The organism is Sanguibacter hominis ATCC BAA-789 (assembly GCF_012396185.1).
GTDB lineage: Bacteria > Actinomycetota > Actinomycetes > Actinomycetales > Cellulomonadaceae > Flavimobilis > Flavimobilis hominis.
On sequence record NZ_JAAXOW010000003.1, the window covers coordinates 241193 to 257643 of the forward strand.

A 16451-nucleotide genomic window follows, 5' to 3' on the forward strand; every position below is an offset into this window, starting at 1 on the left:
CATCGCCCGACCTGGAGCTCCTCACATGCGCGTCACCCTCCTTCGCCCGTCCACCTGCGGGGAGGTCGCACCGTGCTGACGCTCGACCTGTGGACCAGGCTCGTGCGCGGCGTCGTGACGGCGCTCGTCGCGACGGTCGCGGTCGCGACGTGGTCCGGCTCCGTCACCCCCGCGTGGGGCGCCGCCGTCCTCGTCGCCGGGGCCGTGGCGGTCGTCGTCGTGGCGCTGCGGGACCCGGTGGGTCTGAAGGCCCGCCCGCGCGGCGGCGCCGCGACGCTCGTCGTCGCCCGCACCGCACTCGTGGTGCTCGGTGGAGGTCTCGTCGTCGACGAGGTCGGGACGTCCCTGACCGCGTCGCTCGTGGCTGTCGCGGTGCTCGTCGTCGGTGCGGAGCCGCTCGTGCTGCGGGTCGCGCGCGCCCGCCGTCCCTGGGCCGCGCACCTGCCGGGCGTCCCGGACACGACGTCGCGAGGCTGGGGTCTCGTCTGGCTGCTCCCCTCGAGCCTCGTGGGGCCGCTCACCGCAGCGGCGGTCGTTCTCGGTGCCCCGGGCGCGACGTGGTGGGTCGCGACGCTCCTGGGCATGGTGCACGTCGTGGCGCTCACGGTGCGCGGCGTCGTGACGCAGGTGCGCAGCCCGCGGCTGCGTCGTGCGGTCCTGCGCGCCGTGCGGAAGTACGACCCGGAGTTCATCGTCTACACCTCCCGGCCCGACGACGCGTCGTACCAGGTGAAGATGTGGCTGCCGTACCTCGAGCGGACGGGCCGACGCTACGTCGTCGTCGCGTGGACGCCCGAGGCCGCGGGGCCGCTCGCGGAGCTGACGACCGCACCGGTCGTCGTACGCGCGTCGAACAAGGACCTCGACGGCATGCTGAGCAAGAGCCTCGGCGCCGTGTTCTACGTCAACGCGAGCTCGGGCAACAACGCGATGGTCCGCTACAGCCAGCTCACGCACGTCTACCTCGGTCACGGCGACTCGGACAAGCCGCCGTCCTACAACCCGACCCACGCCATGTACGACCAGGTGTTCGCGGCGGGCCAGGGCGCGATCGACCGCTACCCGGCGCACGGTGTCCACATCTCGCCCGAGCGGTTCGTCGTCGTGGGTCGCCCCCAGGTCGAGGACATCGACGTGATCGACCCGCACGCGGCGACCCGCGGTGGCACCCCGACCGTGCTCTACGCGCCGACCTGGCGGGGCCACGTCGCGGAGACCGCGCTGCAGTCCTTGCACCTCGGTGAGCGCATCGTCGCTGCGCTCCTCGAGCGCGGCGCGCGCGTGGTCTTCCGCCCGCACCCGTTCAGCTACGCCTTCCCGGAGGACGCGGCGACCATCGAGCGCGTGCACACCATGCTCGCCGCGCACCGCCAGACGACCGGCATCGAGCACCTGTGGGGTTCCGCGGCGGAGAAGGAGCGCTCGATCGTCGAGTGCATCAACGAGTCGGACGCGATGGTCTCCGACGTCTCGTCGGTCGTGTCGGACTACCTCTTCTCCCGCAAGCCGTTCGCGATGATGGCGATCTCGGCACCGGTCGACCGGTTCGTCGACGAGTACCCGGTGGCTCGCGGCGCCTACGTGGTCGACGCCGAGCTCGAGGGGCTCGAGGCCGCGCTCGACGCGATGCTCGGTCAGGACCCGCTCGCGGAGCAGCGCACGTCGGTGCGCAACTACTACCTGGGCGACTTCGAGCCTGAGGGCTACGCGGACCACTTCGTGCAGGCTGCCTCGCGAGCGATCGACAACCGCGTCGGCGCGTCGCGGGGCGACGAGCGCGACGAGGAGCCGAACGACACCGACGACGCCGCTGCCGACGACGCCGAGGCGGGAGTGGCAGCCGAGGCCGCGACGCCGCAGAACGAGCTCGTGGCGCGTGTGCGCGGGATCCTCACGCGGCCGAGCACCAAGCGAGCGGTCGACCCGGTGCGCAACGTCGTGCTCGCGGCGCTCGCCGCCTGGCTCCTGCTCGTGGACGCCCCCGTCGTTGTCGTGCTCGTCGCCGCGCTGCTCGCGGCCACCGCGATCCTCGAACGTCCTGTGACCGGTCTCGTCACCGACGTCCCGTTGCGGCGTTCTGTGGGGGCCGACGCCGGTGCGTGGGTCGTCCTGCTCGCGGCTGCGGCGCACCAGGTCGAGGCTGGCGCGCCCGCAGCCTGGGGCATCGCGCTCGCCGCGCTCGCCGCAGCGACCGGCGCGGAGACGCTCGCGCTGCAGCTCTGGCGCGGCGCGGACGCCAAGAACCTCCCCGGGATGCGCGTGGACATGCAGCAGGCGCCGGCGAGCTCCGCTGTCGCGGTCGTGCTCGCGGTGGTCGCTGCGCTCGTAGCGACGTTCGCCTCGGTCGCCGCCGCTCCGCTCGACGGGACGACGGGCTGGCTCGTCCTCGCCCTGGGCGTCGCTGCGGCGGCCTCGGCCGTCGTCGCGTTCGTCGCGGCCGCGCTCCAGGCGTTCCGCAGCCGGGCAGACGGCGAGCAGCTGCGCGAGCTCGTCATCGCGTACGCGCCGCAGTTCGCGGTCTACTTCGCCTCCAACGGAGGCGCGCGATACCAGTACGGGATGTGGGAGGACTACTTCCGCCGGATCGACCGGAAGTACGTCGTCGTCACGCGCACGCCCGCGATGGCCCGCCAGATCGCCGAGCTGACGGACGCCCCCGTGATCTACCGGCAGACCCTGCGCAGCCTCGACGACGTCGACGTGCCGAGCCTGTCGACCGTGTTCTACGTGAACAACGCGACGCGCAACACGCACATGGTCGAGCGCCCGGAGCTGACGAACGTCTGGCTCAACCACGGCGACTCCGAGAAGCCGGCGTGCTTCAACCCCGTCCACGGGATCTACCACTACATCTTCGCCGCAGGTCAGGCCGGCATCGACCGCTACGCCCGCCACGGGGTGAGCATCCCGCGAGAGAAGTTCATGATCGTCGGGCGGCCCCAGGTCGAGCTGATCTCGGCCGCACGCGGACCGGTCGCCGGTCTGAGCGACCGCACCGTGCTGTACGCGCCGACGTGGGTGGGCCCGTACAAGGACACCGAGGTCTACTCGCTCCCTGTGGGGGAGGAGCTCGTCCGCCGCCTCCTGCAGCGCGACGTCCGCGTGATCTTCCGTGCGCACCCGCTCAACTACGGGCAGGACGAGGGGCGGGCGCTCGTCGCCAAGGTCCAGCAGATCCTCGCGCAGGACGCGCGCGAGACCGGTCGCGAGCACCTCTGGGGGCCCGCTGCCGAGGAGGACATGTCCGTCGAGGACTGCTTCAACGCGTCGGACGCCATGGTCTGCGACGTGTCCGCGGTCGTGTCGGACTACCTGAAGTCGGGCAAGCCGATGGCGATCATGTCGATGGACCGCACGGTCGAGCAGATCATCGAGGAGGTGCCCGCCGCCCGAGCCGCGTACATCGTGCCCGGCGACCTCGCCGGCCTCGACGAGCGGCTCGACGAGCTGCTCGGCGAGGACCCGCTCGCGGGTGCGCGCACCGAGATGATGAAGTACTACCTCGGCGACTTCCCCGACGGCGACTATGCGTCCGGGTTCCTCGAGGCAGCACGTATGCTCATCGACCGGGGCCGTCGCCGATCCTGACCGGCGCGCCTCGACCCACGCCACCGTGCTGCCCCAGCCTGCCCGTCTTGCCCCAGCCCGCTGGACGCGACCTACCTCGCCGTCCGCGGGCCGCTCACCCGCGCGCGCCTCCTGAGCCACGGCATGTCCTGCCCCGAGGTGTACGGGGACCCTGCGCTGCTCGCGCCGCTGTACTACTACCCCGAGGTCAAGAAGACCCACGAGATCGGCGTGATCGTGCGCTGGTCCGAGCGCAAGTGGCAGAAGGTCGAGCCCGGTCCTGGCGTCCGGCTCATCGACTTCGGCACCGACCGGATCGAGGAGACGATCGACGCGATCCTCTCCTGCGAGCGTGTCGTGACCTCGTCGCTGCACGGCCTCATCGTCGCGGACGCGTACGGCATCCCCAGCGCCTGGCTCGCGTCTACCACGCCGAAGGGGCGGGACTTCAAGTTCCACGACGACAACCTGTCGGTCAACAAGCACCGCACCCCGAAGAAGTACGACCTCGCGGCACACCCGCTGACCGTCGAGCAGCTCGACAAGGTCTTCGACTTCGACGGTCGCGCTATCGAGTTCAACTACCGGCCTCTCCTCGACGCGTGCCCGTTCCTCGAGCGCGTCTGACACGGGCAGGGGCGGCGCTCTCGCGGGTGCTTTCCGATAGTCTGCCGTGGTGACCGCACCGGTCAGCACCGACGACGGATGACGAGGAAGTTGATGGTTCAGGTAGCGATTCTTGCGGCTGGCATGGGGACGCGGCTCGGCAAGCCGTTCCCGAAGTCGCTCACGCCGCTGCGCGACGGGCGCAGCATCATGGCGCAGCAGCTCGAGAACATCAGCGTCGGCTTCGGCGACGCGCAGGTGTACATCGTCGTCGGCTTCAAGCTCGAGATGATCATGGAGGCGCACCCGCGCGCCCTGTTCGTCTACAACGAGGAGTTCGACCGCACCAACACGTCGAAGTCGCTGCTGCGCGTCCTGCGCGCGTCGGGCCCCGGCGGTGTCATCTGGATGAACGGCGACGTCGTCTTCGACCCGCGGATCTTCGAGCGCTTCGCACCGCTCATCGAGGCCGACACGTCGGTCATCGCGGTCAACACCTCGACCGTCGCCGAGGAAGAGGTCAAGTACACGGTCGACGCCGACGGTCACGTCAAGCTGCTCTCGAAGCAGATCCCGACGGACGAGGCGCTCGGCGAGTCGGTCGGCATCAACTACGTCGCCGCGAAGGACAAGGAGACCCTGATCCGTCGCCTCGAGGAGGTCGGCGAGCAGGACTACTTCGAGCGGGGCATCGAGGTGGCGATCGAGAAGGACGGGATGGTCGTCGAGGCGATCGACATCTCCGACCTCTACGCGGTCGAGGTGGACTTCGCCGAGGACCTGGCCCGGGCGAACGAGCACGTCCCTGAGTGACGGGTCTCGACGACCGCTGACCTGACGCCGCGCACCCCTCGGGTGCGCGGCGTCAGTCGTCGGTGCCCGCGGTGCGCGTGGCGGGGATGGGCGTGGCCGGGATGCGGCGGCGCGTCGTCACGTGAGCGAGCCCTCGTCGCGTGTGCAGCTCGAACGTGAGGTCGTCGTGCTCGATGGTCACAGGCAGCTCGGCTGCCAGGACGGGCGAGACTGCGAGCGGCGTCCCCGAGGGGTCCGTGAGTGCCGTCGTCGGTGCGGCGTCGAACGGGTTGCGCTCGACCTCCTCCGCGCGGGTCAGGCGTGCGCGCAGGTCGGCGATCGGGACGGCCGTCTCGTCGGGGTGCTCGCGGTCCTCGCCTGAGCAGGTGAGGAGGAGCACGTCCGGGGACGTGCCCAGTGCGAGGAGCAGGGGCGGGGCCGGCACGAGGACGCGCACGGTCGAGCGGGGTCCTGGGCGCAGAGGGTCCACCAGGAGGGCCGCCGTGGCCTCGTCGACACGCACGCGCACCCAGCGCTGCGCGACCTGCGCCTCGATGACCCAGGTGCCGTCGCCCAGCGGCGGGAGACGCCACGCGCCGTCCCGAGGTGCTGCGGCTGTCTGGACGTCGGCGTTCCGTGCACGCACGGCCGTCACGTTGCCGGTCCCGCCCGTCGGACGGACCTCGAGGGTCGTACCGTCGGGGGTGCTGTGCGCGGAGACGAGCGTCGCAGGTGCGTCGAAGAACCTCAGCCCGAGCCCGTCAGGGAGCTCCTTGGCGGTCGTGAGCGCTGCGACGCGCGCGGGTGTGCCGGGCAGGAGCGTGCTCGGGCGGTGCGAGGCGCCCGAGCCCGGGGCGACGGCGAGCGGGGCGGTGCGCGACCACTCGCCGACGCGGACCTCGACCGTCAGGTCGACGTCCGGCGGTGTCGGACCCTGCGCAGCCGCCGCGGGGTCGATCTGTGCGCGCACCCCGAGCGTCGTGCCGCGGGGAGCGCGGGCGCCGCCCGTGCGCACCGACGGGTCCACGGAGGCGGGGAACCGGTGCGCCCGGCCGTCGGGCTCGGTCGCGACGATCGTGCACACGACGTCGTCGGCCGGCACGTGGACGCCGTGGACCCGTGCAGCGAGCTCGACGTCGAGCGAGCCGTCCGGGCGCCACCGGGTGCGCAGCACCCGTGCGGACAGCCGCGACTCGTGGGCGGACACGGCCCGCAGGTCGTCGGGGAGATCAGGGGCGTCCGTCGCGACCGGGCGGGCCGGCAGGCGCGCGACGCCGCCGTCGAGCACCGCGAGGACGGGTGCGGCGCCCGGGGCGACGAGACCGCCCAGAGCCTCCCAGTCGCCGTGGGCCACGAGCCAGGCGGCGACCGTGTGCGGGGCGTTGACACGGTTGAGCGCGCCGCTCGCGCGGGCGGGCTCGAGGTACGTCGTGACGGTGCGGCGCAGGACGTCGCGGTACTCGTCCGAGGCCTCCACCGCGAGACGGTGGTAGAGCGGCAGGTCGAGGTCCAGGACCCGTGCGAGCCAGAGCCTGCGCTCGAGCTCGGTGCCCTCCGACGTGAGGAGCTGCCAAGCGTCGTCCTTGGCCTGCGCGCGGTCGAGCAGGTTCTGGAGGTCGGCCTTCTGCTGCGAGGTGCCGGTCGCGTTCTGCCGCCAGAGGTACGTGACGTCGGTGAGCACGTCGAACCGCGCGCCGTGCAGGTAGGCACGCAGCATCGGCACGTGGTCCTCGTAGACGACCCCCTCGGGGAAGCCGCCGACCTGCCGGTCCCAGAACTCGCGGCGGTAGAGCCGGTCGCACGCGAGGACGTCGAGCATCGCGTCCGGGCACGTCTCGAGCGTCGCGCCGTCCATGGGGCGCGCGTGCGCGGCGCGCACCCAGTGCGGCTGCCACTCTCGCTCGCTGTGGAACCTGCGCACGGCGCCGACCACGAAGTCCGAGCCTGTGCGCTCGAGCGTGTCGACCATCAGCTCGTACGCGTGGGGCGGGATCAGGTCGTCCGCATCCATGAAGGTCACGTAGCGGCCGGTCGCGTGACGCAGCGCGAGGTTGCGTGCCGCACCCGGCCCGCTGTGGGGCTGGTGGAGGACAGTGAGGCGGGCGTCTGCGGCCGCGGCCCGCGCGAGGATCTGTGCGGACCCGTCCTGCGAGCCGTCGTCGACGAGGACGACCTGCAGGTCGGTCAGGGTCTGTGCGCGCAGGCTCGCGAGGGCGTCGTCGAGGTAGTCGGCGGCGTCATGGACCGGGACCACGACGCTCAGCGTGGGCGCCGTGCGCCGCGTGCGGCCGAGGAGCCTGCCGAGCTGCCCCCGCAGGGTCATGTCAGACCTCGTCGGAGGTGCTCGTCCCGGACCCGTCCGCCTCGTTGCTCAGGGCGGCGTCCTCGCGGCGCACGTCGACGACGAGCCCGGTGATGGCGGACGTGATCACGTCGAGCGACGTGGTCGCGACCGCCTCGGCGGACAGGAGGGTGCCGGGCGGCTCCTCGCCGAACGCCTGCGTGCGCATCGGCGTGGCCGTGCGCTCCGGGTTGATGACGTTGACCTTGATGCCCTGCGCGGCCCACTCCTCGGAGAGCGCCTGGGTGAGGTTGACGACGGCGGACTTCGCGGACGAGTACAGCGCGTAGTTCTCACGGCCGCGCGTGTAGGACGACGAGGTGAAGAACAGCAGGTGGCCCTGCGTCTCCTTGAGGTACGGGTAGGCGGCCTTCGCGACCTGGACGGGCGCGACGTAGTTGACCTGGATCGACTCGACGACGTCCTCGTCGGACGCGTCGGCGAGGCGGCCCGTGCGCAGCACGCCCGCGGTCAGGACGACGGCGTCGATGCGCCCGTGCTCGCGCGCGGCCTCCGCGAACGCTGCGGCGATCTGGCTCGGGTCCTGGACGTGCACGCCCGTCGTCGAACGGCCGTGCGCGACGACGTTCGCGCCCGCGGCGGCGGCCAGCTGTGCGATCTCCGCGCCGATGCCGTACGAGCCGCCGAGGACGACGATCGTCTTGCCGCGCAGCGCCACGTCGCGCGACGCGCGGTCGGCGTGGCCCGGGGCCGCGTGGGACGCGAGCTGGAAGAGCTTGTCGGCGATCGAGAGGTCGACGGGGTGGGTGACCTTGAGGTTGTGCTCGGCACCAGGGACCGTCTTGATCGGCACCTCGGGGAGGTACTTCAGCACGACGCCGCAGTCGTCCGTCGCGGAGAAGCCCGGGTCCTCGTGCGCCTTGGCGTAGGCGGCCTTGAGGACGGAGAGGTGGAACGCCTGCGGCGTCTGCCCTCGGCGCAGCGTGCTGCGGTCCGGGATGGACGTGATGACGTCGTCCTCGTCGACGGCGACGATCGTGTCGGCCGAGGGGATCACGACGTCGACCGCCTGGTGGGTGTCGAGCGCAGCGACGCAGTCAGCGATGATGCGCTCGTCGATGAGCGGGCGGACTGCGTCGTGCAGGACGACCTTGCACTCCTCGTCACCGAGCGCGTCGAGCACGCGCCGCGTCGTCTCGTTGCGGGTCGAGCCGCCCTCGAGGATCCGGGTGAGCTTCTCGTACCGGCTGCCGAGGAGCGTGGCAGTCTGCTCCGACCAGCCAGGCGTGATCATGACAATCAGCTCGTCGATGTGCGGGGAGCCGTTGAGGGCGGCCACCGTGTGCTCGAGGATCGTCTTGCCCGCGACCTTGACCATCTGCTTCGGGACGTTGAGCCCCAGCCTGGCGCCGACACCTCCGGCGAGCACGACTCCAACGGTTCGCACCTGTGACCATCCTCCTCGAACGGGACGCGTGGGTGGGCCGCCCGACCGTGCGGTCGGGCTCTCGTGGCGGATCAGGGAGCGACGGCGTCGTGGACGACGGCACGACCTGGTCCGGGCGCCGTCCGTCAGTCTAGTGGCGCGCCCGTGCGTGGTCCTGGGGCGTGAGCGGCACCGGGGTGAAGATCTCGCAGACATCTGTGCTGGCTGTGCACGATTCACTGGCTGGACAACCGCGGGCTTGTAGGATGAAGCGCTGGTCGGTGCCTGGTCCTGGGCGCCGCCGCCCACCGTCCCCGCCGATCGGAGCGCAGTGCCAGGCACACCCTCGAGCCCGCCGTCGGTCACGCCCATGCTGTCCCAGGAAGAGGTCCTGGCCGACGCCGCGGCGCAGGCCGAGCTCCACGGCCTCCACCGCATGGGGGTGCGTCCGCCTCTCGGTCAGTACATCCGCTCGACGTGGGAGCGGCGACACTTCGTCCGGTCGCTCGCGACGTCGAAGGCGTACGCGGAGAACCAGAACACCTACCTCGGGCAGTTCTGGGCGCTGCTGAACCCTGCGCTCAACGCGGCCGTGTACGTGATCATCTTCGGGTTCCTCCTGGGAGCCCGGGGCAACATCCACAACACGATCGCGTTCATCGTCGTCGGCACGTTCATGTGGCGGTTCGTGAGCGACTCGGTCACGGGTGGCGCCAAGTCCGTCTCGAGCAACATGAACCTCGTGCGGTCGCTGCACTTCCCGCGGTCCGTGCTCCCGCTCTCGGCCGTGCTGTCCCAGCTCGCGTCGCTCCTGCCCGCGCTCGTCGTCATGGTGCTGTTCACGATCGCCTCGGGGTTCTTCCCGGACAACACCACCGTCCCGATCACGTGGCGATGGTTGCTCATCATCCCGGCGACGCTCCTGATGTTCGTGTTCAACTCGGGTGTCGCGTTCATGGTGGCGCGCTGGAACGCGATCGTCCCGGACCTGGTCAACGTGCTGCCGTTCCTGCTGAGGCTCGGCATGTACGCCTCGGGCGTGATCTTCCCGGTGACGCACTACGTGAAGAACGCCGGCCCGGTCCTCCATGCCGTGCTCGAGTACCAGCCCTTCGCGGTCATGCTCAACCTCGCTCGGCAGGCGCTCCTCGACGAGCCCCAGATCCCGCTCGACGCGAAGATGTGGATCGCCGCGGTGGTGTGGGCCGTGGCGACGTTCGTGGTGGGCTTCATCATCTTCTGGCGTGCGGAGGCGAGGTACGGACGTGAGTGACGTCAGCGCTGAGGAGATCGACTTCGAGGTCGACGCCGACGACCTGCCCGAGCATGCGCCACAGACCGTGCTGGGCGCACCGTCCGTCATCGTCGACGACCTGCACGTCCACTACCGGGTCTTCGGTGCGGGCAAGGCCGTCGCGCCGGGCAGCTCGTCGTCCGTCGCGCGGCGTCTGCTCGGGAAGGGACGCCAGGAGCAGAAGGGCATCCGCGAGGTCAAGGCCGTCCGCGGGGTCTCGTTCGTGGCGCGGCACGGTGAGTCGATCGGCATCGTCGGGACCAACGGGTCCGGGAAGTCGACACTGCTGCGCGCGCTCGCGGGCCTCATCCCGCCCGCAGGCGGCAACGTCTACGTCTCTGGCACGCCGTCGCTCCTCGGGGTCAACGCGGTCCTGATGAAGCAGCTGACGGGCGAGCGCAACATCATGATCGGCGGGCTGGCGCTGGGCCTGACGACGAAGGAGGTCCGGGCGAAGTTCGACGAGATCGTCGACTTCTCCGGGCTCGGCGACTTCGTCTACCTGCCGATGCGCGCTTACTCGGCGGGGATGTCAGCTCGTCTGCGGTTCGCCATCTCGACGGCGGCGACGCCGGACATCCTGATGATCGACGAGGCGCTCGCCACGGGCGACGCAGCCTTCCGGCAGAAGAGCCGTGAGCGCATCGACGCGATCCGTGAGCAGGCGGGCACGATCTTCCTCGTCAGCCACTCGCTCGCCTCGGTGCGAGCGATGTGCAACCGCGTGATCTGGATCGACAAGGGCCTGATCCGGATGGACGGCGACGTCGACACGGTCACCGAGGCGTACCGCGAGTTCACCAAGGACCGCCCCAAGCGCTGAACCGCCGGGCTGGTCGTCGCGTCAGCCTGGGGCGATCGACGTGACCCAGGAGGCGGGCAGGCTGAGCAGCGAGCGCAGCCGGTCGGCCTTCTGCGTCACGCTGACCTTCGTGCCGTTCGTCGTCGTCGCGGTGAGCGTCTTCATCTGCCCGCTCGAGTAGGTCGCGGTGACGGCGACGCTGACGATGTCCTTGACGCCGAAGATCGACTGCGCCTTCGCCTGGGTGAGCGTGCGGGTCCATGCCCGCATCGAGTTGCCCGTGGCGGCGAGGCTGTACGTGTCGGGGACGGACTTGAGGTAGCTGACCGTCGCAGACCAGACGTCCTCGCTGTTGGCGGTGCGGCCACCGCTCGAGGAGAAGTAGTAGGCGTTGACCAGGGTGCCTCCCGCCGTGAGTACCTGAGCGGACGTGGACGAGGTGACCGTCGCGTCGACGGCGGCGGTCCAGCGCTTGCCCCACTGGGCGTTCGTGCCCTCGCTCTCCTTCTTCCACCCGGTGAAGTTCTGGGACCGGGTGTCGTCGTAGACGTGGCAGTCGCACGTCGCCGAGCGGGCCTTCGCGGCGGCGGTCGAGGCGTAGTTGCGTCCGGCGATCACCTGCGCCTGGAGGGCTGCAGGCGTCCACGAGGACGGCATCTCGCCGAGGCCGTAGAGGTACTCGGTGTTGAGCAGCAGCTCGTTGACGATGTTGAGGTGGCCGTTGATCACGCGGACAGTCATCCGGCCGTGCCGGTAGGTGCCGTGCGTGCCGGAGAGGCTCGCGACCGCCTGGGCGCCCGTGGCGGAGTAGTACCGGGTGCCCGTCCAGTGCAGCCGGAGCACGGACCGGTCGCCTGTCCAGCTCGCGCTCGGGTAGGTCGTCCCGCCCACGACGGCGACGGGGCGGCCGTCGACGACCTTGAGCGTGACCGGCGAGGACTTGTCCCCGGTCCGGAGCGTCGTGCCCTCGCCGCTGCGCAGGCGCCAGGACCCGGTGCTGACCGAGAAGGTCGTGGTTGCGGCGTCGGAGGCGCCGAACACCTGCACGGCGACCTCCTCGGGCGTCGTGGCGGTCGTGACCTTCGCCCCCGTGTAGTAGTGGCTGAGGATCTCGGCGGCGGTGCGACCCTCCTGCGCCATGCGGTAGGCCCCGTACTGCGACATTCCGATGCCGTGCCCGTACCCGGAGCCACTGACGGTGAACGAGGCTGCTGGTGCCTTCGGGGTCGTGCTCGTCGGCGGCTGGTTGCCGTCCTGCGGGGTGCCCCCGAGAAGCGCGGAGACGGTGACCTTGACGGTCTTGCTGCGCACCCCGAGCCCCGTCGTCGTCACGCGGTACGACGTCGTCGTGGCGGGCTTGACCGTGAAGGTCGCCTTGCCGGACGTGACCGCCGCGCGTGAGAGGGTGACCCACCCGGCCGTCGTCCTGTGCTGGAGCTGGACGACGCCCTTCGCGACGAGCCTGCCCTGCGCGCGGTGGGTCGCGGTGATCGTGCTCGCCTGGCCGGACGTGACCGTCGGTCGCGACGCCGTGACGGCGATCGCCGAGCGGACCGTGACCGTCCTGGTCGCGGAGCGGGTGTTGCCGCTCATGGTGACGAAGCGGTAGCGCGTCGTGACCTTCGGGTTGACGACGACGCTCGCCTTCCCGTTCTTCGGCTTCACGGTGCGGACGTTCTTCCAGCCGCCGGTGGTCTTCGACTGCAAGCGCACGGAACAGCACGTGATGGGCTTCGTGCCCTGCCGGTAGGCGACCTTGAGGGTGACCTTGCCGCCTCGGTCCACCGTCGTCGCGCTCTGGGTCGCTGTGAGCGTGACCCTGGCGGCGGCGTCGGCCGTGGGAGCGGCGACGACCCCGAGGGTGCCGAGCAGCGCCGCGAGGACGACGGCGAGGGAGAGCCGGGAGCCCGGGCGGTGGCGTGGGGCGGTCGGCGGGGGAGCGGGGCGCATGGAGACAGTGTGCAGAATGGGCGGCGCTGATAAAAGACCGTGGCCCAAATTCACACCTGCCTCAGCAGTCACCCGGGGGTGCATCGTGGTCAAACCGGGCAGGCCGGGCGCGACAGGCTCTCGCGAGGGCGGTTCCCGGCCGAGGTCGGGCGCTCCTCGCGGACGGGCCGGGAGCGCGCCGCAGGCGCGCGATAGCCTTGGGGGACCCGTCCCGCCCACCCTGGGGAGAAGAATGTCCACGTTCGACGAGGTTCCTGGCCGCTACAAGGTGCGTTCGCTCGCGCTCGCCGAGGCCGGGCGCCACCAGATCCGCCTCGCCGAGCACGAGATGCCCGGGCTCATGGCGCTGCGCGCCGAGTACGGGCCGAGCCAGCCGCTCGCGGGCGCCCGCATCGCCGGCTCCCTGCACATGACCGTCCAGACGGCCGTCCTCATCGAGACGCTCGTCGACCTCGGCGCGCAGGTGCGCTGGGCGTCGTGCAACATCTTCTCGACCCAGGACGAGGCCGCCGCGGCGATCGCCGTCGGCCGCGACGGCACGCCAGACGCGCCCGCGGGCGTGCCCGTCTTCGCGTGGAAGGGCGAGTCCCTCGAGGAGTACTGGGACTGCACCGAGCAGATCATGCTCTGGCCGACCGACGACGGCGGGCCGCAGGGCCCCAACATGATCCTCGACGACGGTGGTGACGCGACGATGCTCGTCCACCTCGGCGTGGATTACGAGGCCGAGGGCGGCGTTCCTGCCGACACTGCGGAGGGCGATCTCGACCACTCCCACGAGATGAACGTCGTGCGCGCCGTGCTGCGTCGCTCCCTCGAGACGGACCCGCAGCGCTGGACGCGTATCGCCCCGGCGATCGTCGGCGTCACCGAGGAGACGACGACGGGCGTGCACCGCCTGTACCACCTCGCCGAGAAGGGGGAGCTGCTCTTCCCCGCGATCAACGTCAACGACTCCGTGACCAAGTCGAAGTTCGACAACAAGTACGGCATCCGCCACTCGCTGCCGGACGGCATCAACCGCGCGACCGACGTCCTCATCGGCGGCAAGGTCGCGTTCGTGGCCGGCTACGGCGACGTCGGGAAGGGCGCCGCCGAGGCGTTCCGCGGGCAGGGCGCGCGCGTCATCGTCTCCGAGGTCGACCCGATCTGCGCGCTCCAGGCCGCGATGGACGGGTTCCAGGTCGCCCGCATCGAGGACGTCCTCGACCAGGCTGACTTCTTCATCACCACGACCGGCAACTTCGGTGTCATCACCGCCGAGCACATGGCGGCGATGAAGGACAAGGCGATCGTCGGCAACATCGGCCACTTCGACAACGAGATCGACATGGCCGGGCTCGCACGCATCCCGGGCGTCACCCGCACGGAGATCAAGCCTCAGGTCCACGAGTGGACGTTCACCGACGGCCGCTCGATCATCGTCCTGTCCGAGGGCCGCCTGCTCAACCTCGGCAACGCGACCGGTCACCCGTCGTTCGTCATGAGCAACTCGTTCGCCAACCAGGTGATCGGGCAGATCGAGCTGTTCACGAAGGCGGGCGGCCCGGACGCGTACGAGACGGACGTGTTCCGGCTCCCGAAGGTCCTCGACGAGAAGGTCGCGAGGCTCCACCTCGACGCGCTCGGGGTGCGCCTGACCGAGCTCAGCCAGGCGCAGGCGGACTACCTCGGCGTCAAGGTCGAGGGCCCCTACAAGCCCGAGCACTACCGGTACTGACGCGAGCGCCGTCGCTGCAGCGCCGGAGCCCGGGCCCTCTCGGGGCCCGGGCTCCGCTCGTCCCTGCGCTCGCTCCGGCTCAGCTGAGCGGGTCCGGCACGCCGTACGGCAGCCGGTGGATCATCTCCTCCTGCTCGCGGGCGAGCGCCCGTGCCCGCTGCGCGGCAGCCCACTCGCGGTCCCGGCGCGCGGCGAGCACCGCCATGAGGAACGCCTCCGGGTGCGTGCCCCCGGGCGGCCCAGGAGCCACGAGCTCCTCGACCTCCGCCGCGAGCGACATGCCCAGCCGAGCCCGGGACTGCACCGCGAGCCTCGGGGCGCGGCCGAGGAACTGGCGCACCGCGAGCGCGAGGCCGTCAGGCAGTCGGCGGATGTCGGCCTGCGCCGCCCATCCGGCGAGCTCGGGCGGCATGACGATCGTCGCGTTGTCGACAGCCCCGCCGCGCGAGCGCACGGCGTGCGTGCCTGCGAGCAGGTCGCCGACGCGCTTGCCCGAGGGGTGCGCGAGCGACACGATCAGCGCGACCGCGCCCATCGTCAGCCAGACCTCGCCCACGCCGACGAGCGCACGGACGAGCGCGTGCCGCAGCCGCACCGGGCCGCCGTCGTCCCGCACCACGCGGATCCCCATGACGACCTTGCCGAGCGACGCGCCGCGGCTGAGGGTCTCGATCGTCGTCGGGATCACGACGAGGAGCAGCACCATCCCGGCGATCGCCACGATCGTCTCGGCGTACGGCGTCATGAGACCGTCGGCGAGCCCCACGATGACCACGCCCGCGATCGCGAGGAGGGCGAGGGCGACCATGTCGATCGCCGCGCCCACCGCTCTCGTCGCGAACGATGCAGGTCGAGCGTCGACGACGACGCCCTCGCCGATGATGATGCCCTCGCGCACGTGCTCCCCCGGCTGGTCCGTCGGATGTCGCCACCCGTCAGCGGCGCACTCTCGATAGGGTAGCGCCCGTGGACCTGGACGCCTTCAGCGAGACGCACGCCCCTGAGTGGGACCGCCTGGCCGAGCTCACGCGACGGCGCGTGCTCGACGGTGCCGAGGCGGACGAGCTCGCACGGCTCTACCAGCTCACGGCGACGCACCTGTCGATGGTGCGCTCCGCCGCCCCGGACCCGGCGCTGATCTCGCGGCTCTCGACGCTCGTCTCGCGTGCCCGCGCGCGTATCGCCGGCGCGCACGAGCCCGCCTGGTCGGACGTCAAGCGGTTCGCGCTCGTCTCCGCTCCTGCGGCGCTGTACCGGATCAGGTACTGGACCTACGTCGTCACGGCCGTGTGCGTCGTCATCGGGGTCGTTGCCGGCGTCACCGCCGTCAACGACCCTGACGTGCTCGCGATCCTCGGCACCCCGTCTCAGCGCGCGAGCTACGTCGAGGAGCAGTTCGCGTCCTACTACGACCCGGGCATCGGGTTCGCGGGGCGCGTGTGGACCAACAACGCGTGGATCGCGGCTCAGTGCGTCGCGTTCGGGATCTCCGGGGTGTGGCCCGCGTTCGTCCTGTTCAACAACGCGGTCCAGGTGGGCGCGATGGGCGGCCTGATGGCCGAGGCCGGTCGGCTCGACATCTTCTTCTCGCTGATCCTGCCCCACGGTCTGCTCGAGCTGACGGCGGTCTTCGTGGCCGGCGCGGCGGGCCTGCGGCTCTTCTGGACCGTCGTGTCGCCGGGGCGGAGACCGCGAGGTCTCGCGCTCGCTCAGGAGGGGCGTGCGCTGTTCACGGTCGCGGTGTCGCTCGTCGTCGTCCTGGGGGTCTCCGGCCTCATCGAAGGTTTCGTGACCGGCTCCGGGCTGTACTGGTGGCTCAAGATCGCGATCGGGGTCGTCGCGCTCGCCGCGTTCTGGACCTATGTGATCGTGCTCGGCCGCCGCGCCGCCGCGGACGGCGAGACGGGCGACCTCACCGAGGACCGCGCGGGAGCGGCGCTGCCCTACGCGTGACCAGCGCTGACGCTCGCACCTGACCGCGGCGCGGAGGTA

At 71.1% G+C, this 16451-nt stretch carries 11 protein-coding genes; 7 read left to right on the plus strand and 4 right to left on the minus strand.

From position 1 onward, the window contains the following. Positions 1-72 precede the first annotated feature (72 nt). The 3 genes from HF995_RS10780 to HF995_RS10790 all read left to right on the plus strand — a co-directional run bounded on the left by HF995_RS10780 (position 73) and on the right by HF995_RS10790 (position 4986). Positions 73-3588 carry a CDP-glycerol glycerophosphotransferase family protein gene (locus HF995_RS10780; RefSeq protein WP_168447802.1) on the plus strand — a complete coding sequence of 1172 codons (3516 nt, stop codon included), beginning with the start codon at positions 73-75 and terminating at the stop codon, positions 3586-3588. Positions 3589-3648: 60 nt separating this feature from the next. Continuing rightward, the gene (locus HF995_RS10785) at positions 3649-4194 is read left to right on the plus strand and encodes a polysaccharide pyruvyl transferase family protein (RefSeq protein ID WP_168447927.1); all 546 of its coding nucleotides are present in this window, start codon (positions 3649-3651) and stop codon (positions 4192-4194) included. A 90-nt stretch (positions 4195-4284) separates the two neighbouring features. Continuing rightward, entirely contained in the window at positions 4285-4986 is a 702-nt protein-coding gene (locus HF995_RS10790) for a phosphocholine cytidylyltransferase family protein (protein ID WP_168447928.1), read from the plus strand. A 52-nt stretch (positions 4987-5038) separates the two neighbouring features. On the opposite strand, the gene HF995_RS10795 is transcribed toward HF995_RS10790, so the two are convergent. Together HF995_RS10795 and HF995_RS10800 are read right to left on the minus strand one after the other, a co-directional pair. Beyond that, positions 5039-7288 carry a glycosyltransferase gene (locus HF995_RS10795; protein WP_168447803.1) on the minus strand — a complete coding sequence of 750 codons (2250 nt, stop codon included), beginning with the start codon at positions 7286-7288 and terminating at the stop codon, positions 5039-5041. A 1-nt stretch (position 7289) separates the two neighbouring features. Further along, positions 7290-8714: an SDR family NAD(P)-dependent oxidoreductase gene (locus HF995_RS10800; protein ID WP_350308849.1), complete on the minus strand. Its 1425-nt coding sequence runs from the start codon at positions 8712-8714 to the stop codon at positions 7290-7292. Positions 8715-9063: 349 nt separating this feature from the next. On the opposite strand from HF995_RS10800, the gene HF995_RS13640 reads away from it, so the two are divergent. Next, entirely contained in the window at positions 9064-9966 is a 903-nt protein-coding gene (locus HF995_RS13640; RefSeq protein WP_210727395.1) for an ABC transporter permease, read from the plus strand. Then, the gene (locus tag HF995_RS10805; protein WP_350308850.1) at positions 9959-10810 is read left to right on the plus strand and encodes an ABC transporter ATP-binding protein; all 852 of its coding nucleotides are present in this window, start codon (positions 9959-9961) and stop codon (positions 10808-10810) included. Before HF995_RS13640 ends, HF995_RS10805 begins: the two co-directional genes overlap by 8 nt. Positions 10811-10831: 21 nt before the next feature. Here HF995_RS10805 and HF995_RS10810 read toward each other — a convergent pair whose 3' ends face one another. Further along, positions 10832-12739, minus strand: coding sequence for a SpoIID/LytB domain-containing protein (locus tag HF995_RS10810; protein ID WP_168447806.1), 1908 nt, complete (start codon positions 12737-12739; stop codon positions 10832-10834). Between the two features lie 232 nt (positions 12740-12971). Between HF995_RS10810 and ahcY the strand changes: the two genes are divergently transcribed. Beyond that, positions 12972-14459: an adenosylhomocysteinase gene (ahcY, locus tag HF995_RS10815; protein WP_168447807.1), complete on the plus strand. Its 1488-nt coding sequence runs from the start codon at positions 12972-12974 to the stop codon at positions 14457-14459. Between the two features lie 79 nt (positions 14460-14538). Here the strand turns inward: ahcY and HF995_RS10820 are convergent, their stop codons facing one another. Next, on the minus strand, positions 14539-15357 hold the full coding sequence (locus tag HF995_RS10820; RefSeq protein ID WP_168447808.1) for an RDD family protein: 819 nt from the start codon (positions 15355-15357) through the stop codon (positions 14539-14541). A 68-nt stretch (positions 15358-15425) separates the two neighbouring features. On the opposite strand from HF995_RS10820, the gene HF995_RS10825 reads away from it, so the two are divergent. Beyond that, positions 15426-16412, plus strand: a complete 987-nt coding sequence (locus HF995_RS10825; RefSeq protein WP_168447809.1) for a stage II sporulation protein M — start codon at positions 15426-15428, stop codon at positions 16410-16412. Positions 16413-16451 lie beyond the last annotated feature (39 nt).

What these genes read in the sequence shown, in the direction of transcription:
- HF995_RS10795 (WP_168447803.1), bottom strand. Translation starts at nt 7,288, where the DNA reads ATGACCCTGCGGGGGCAGCTCGGCAGGCTCCTCGGCCGCACGCGGCGC.
- HF995_RS13640 (WP_210727395.1), top strand. Translation starts at nt 9,064, where the DNA reads ATGCTGTCCCAGGAAGAGGTCCTGGCCGACGCCGCGGCGCAGGCCGAG.
- HF995_RS10810 (WP_168447806.1), bottom strand. Translation starts at nt 12,739, where the DNA reads ATGCGCCCCGCTCCCCCGCCGACCGCCCCACGCCACCGCCCGGGCTCC.
- ahcY (WP_168447807.1), top strand. Translation starts at nt 12,972, where the DNA reads ATGTCCACGTTCGACGAGGTTCCTGGCCGCTACAAGGTGCGTTCGCTC.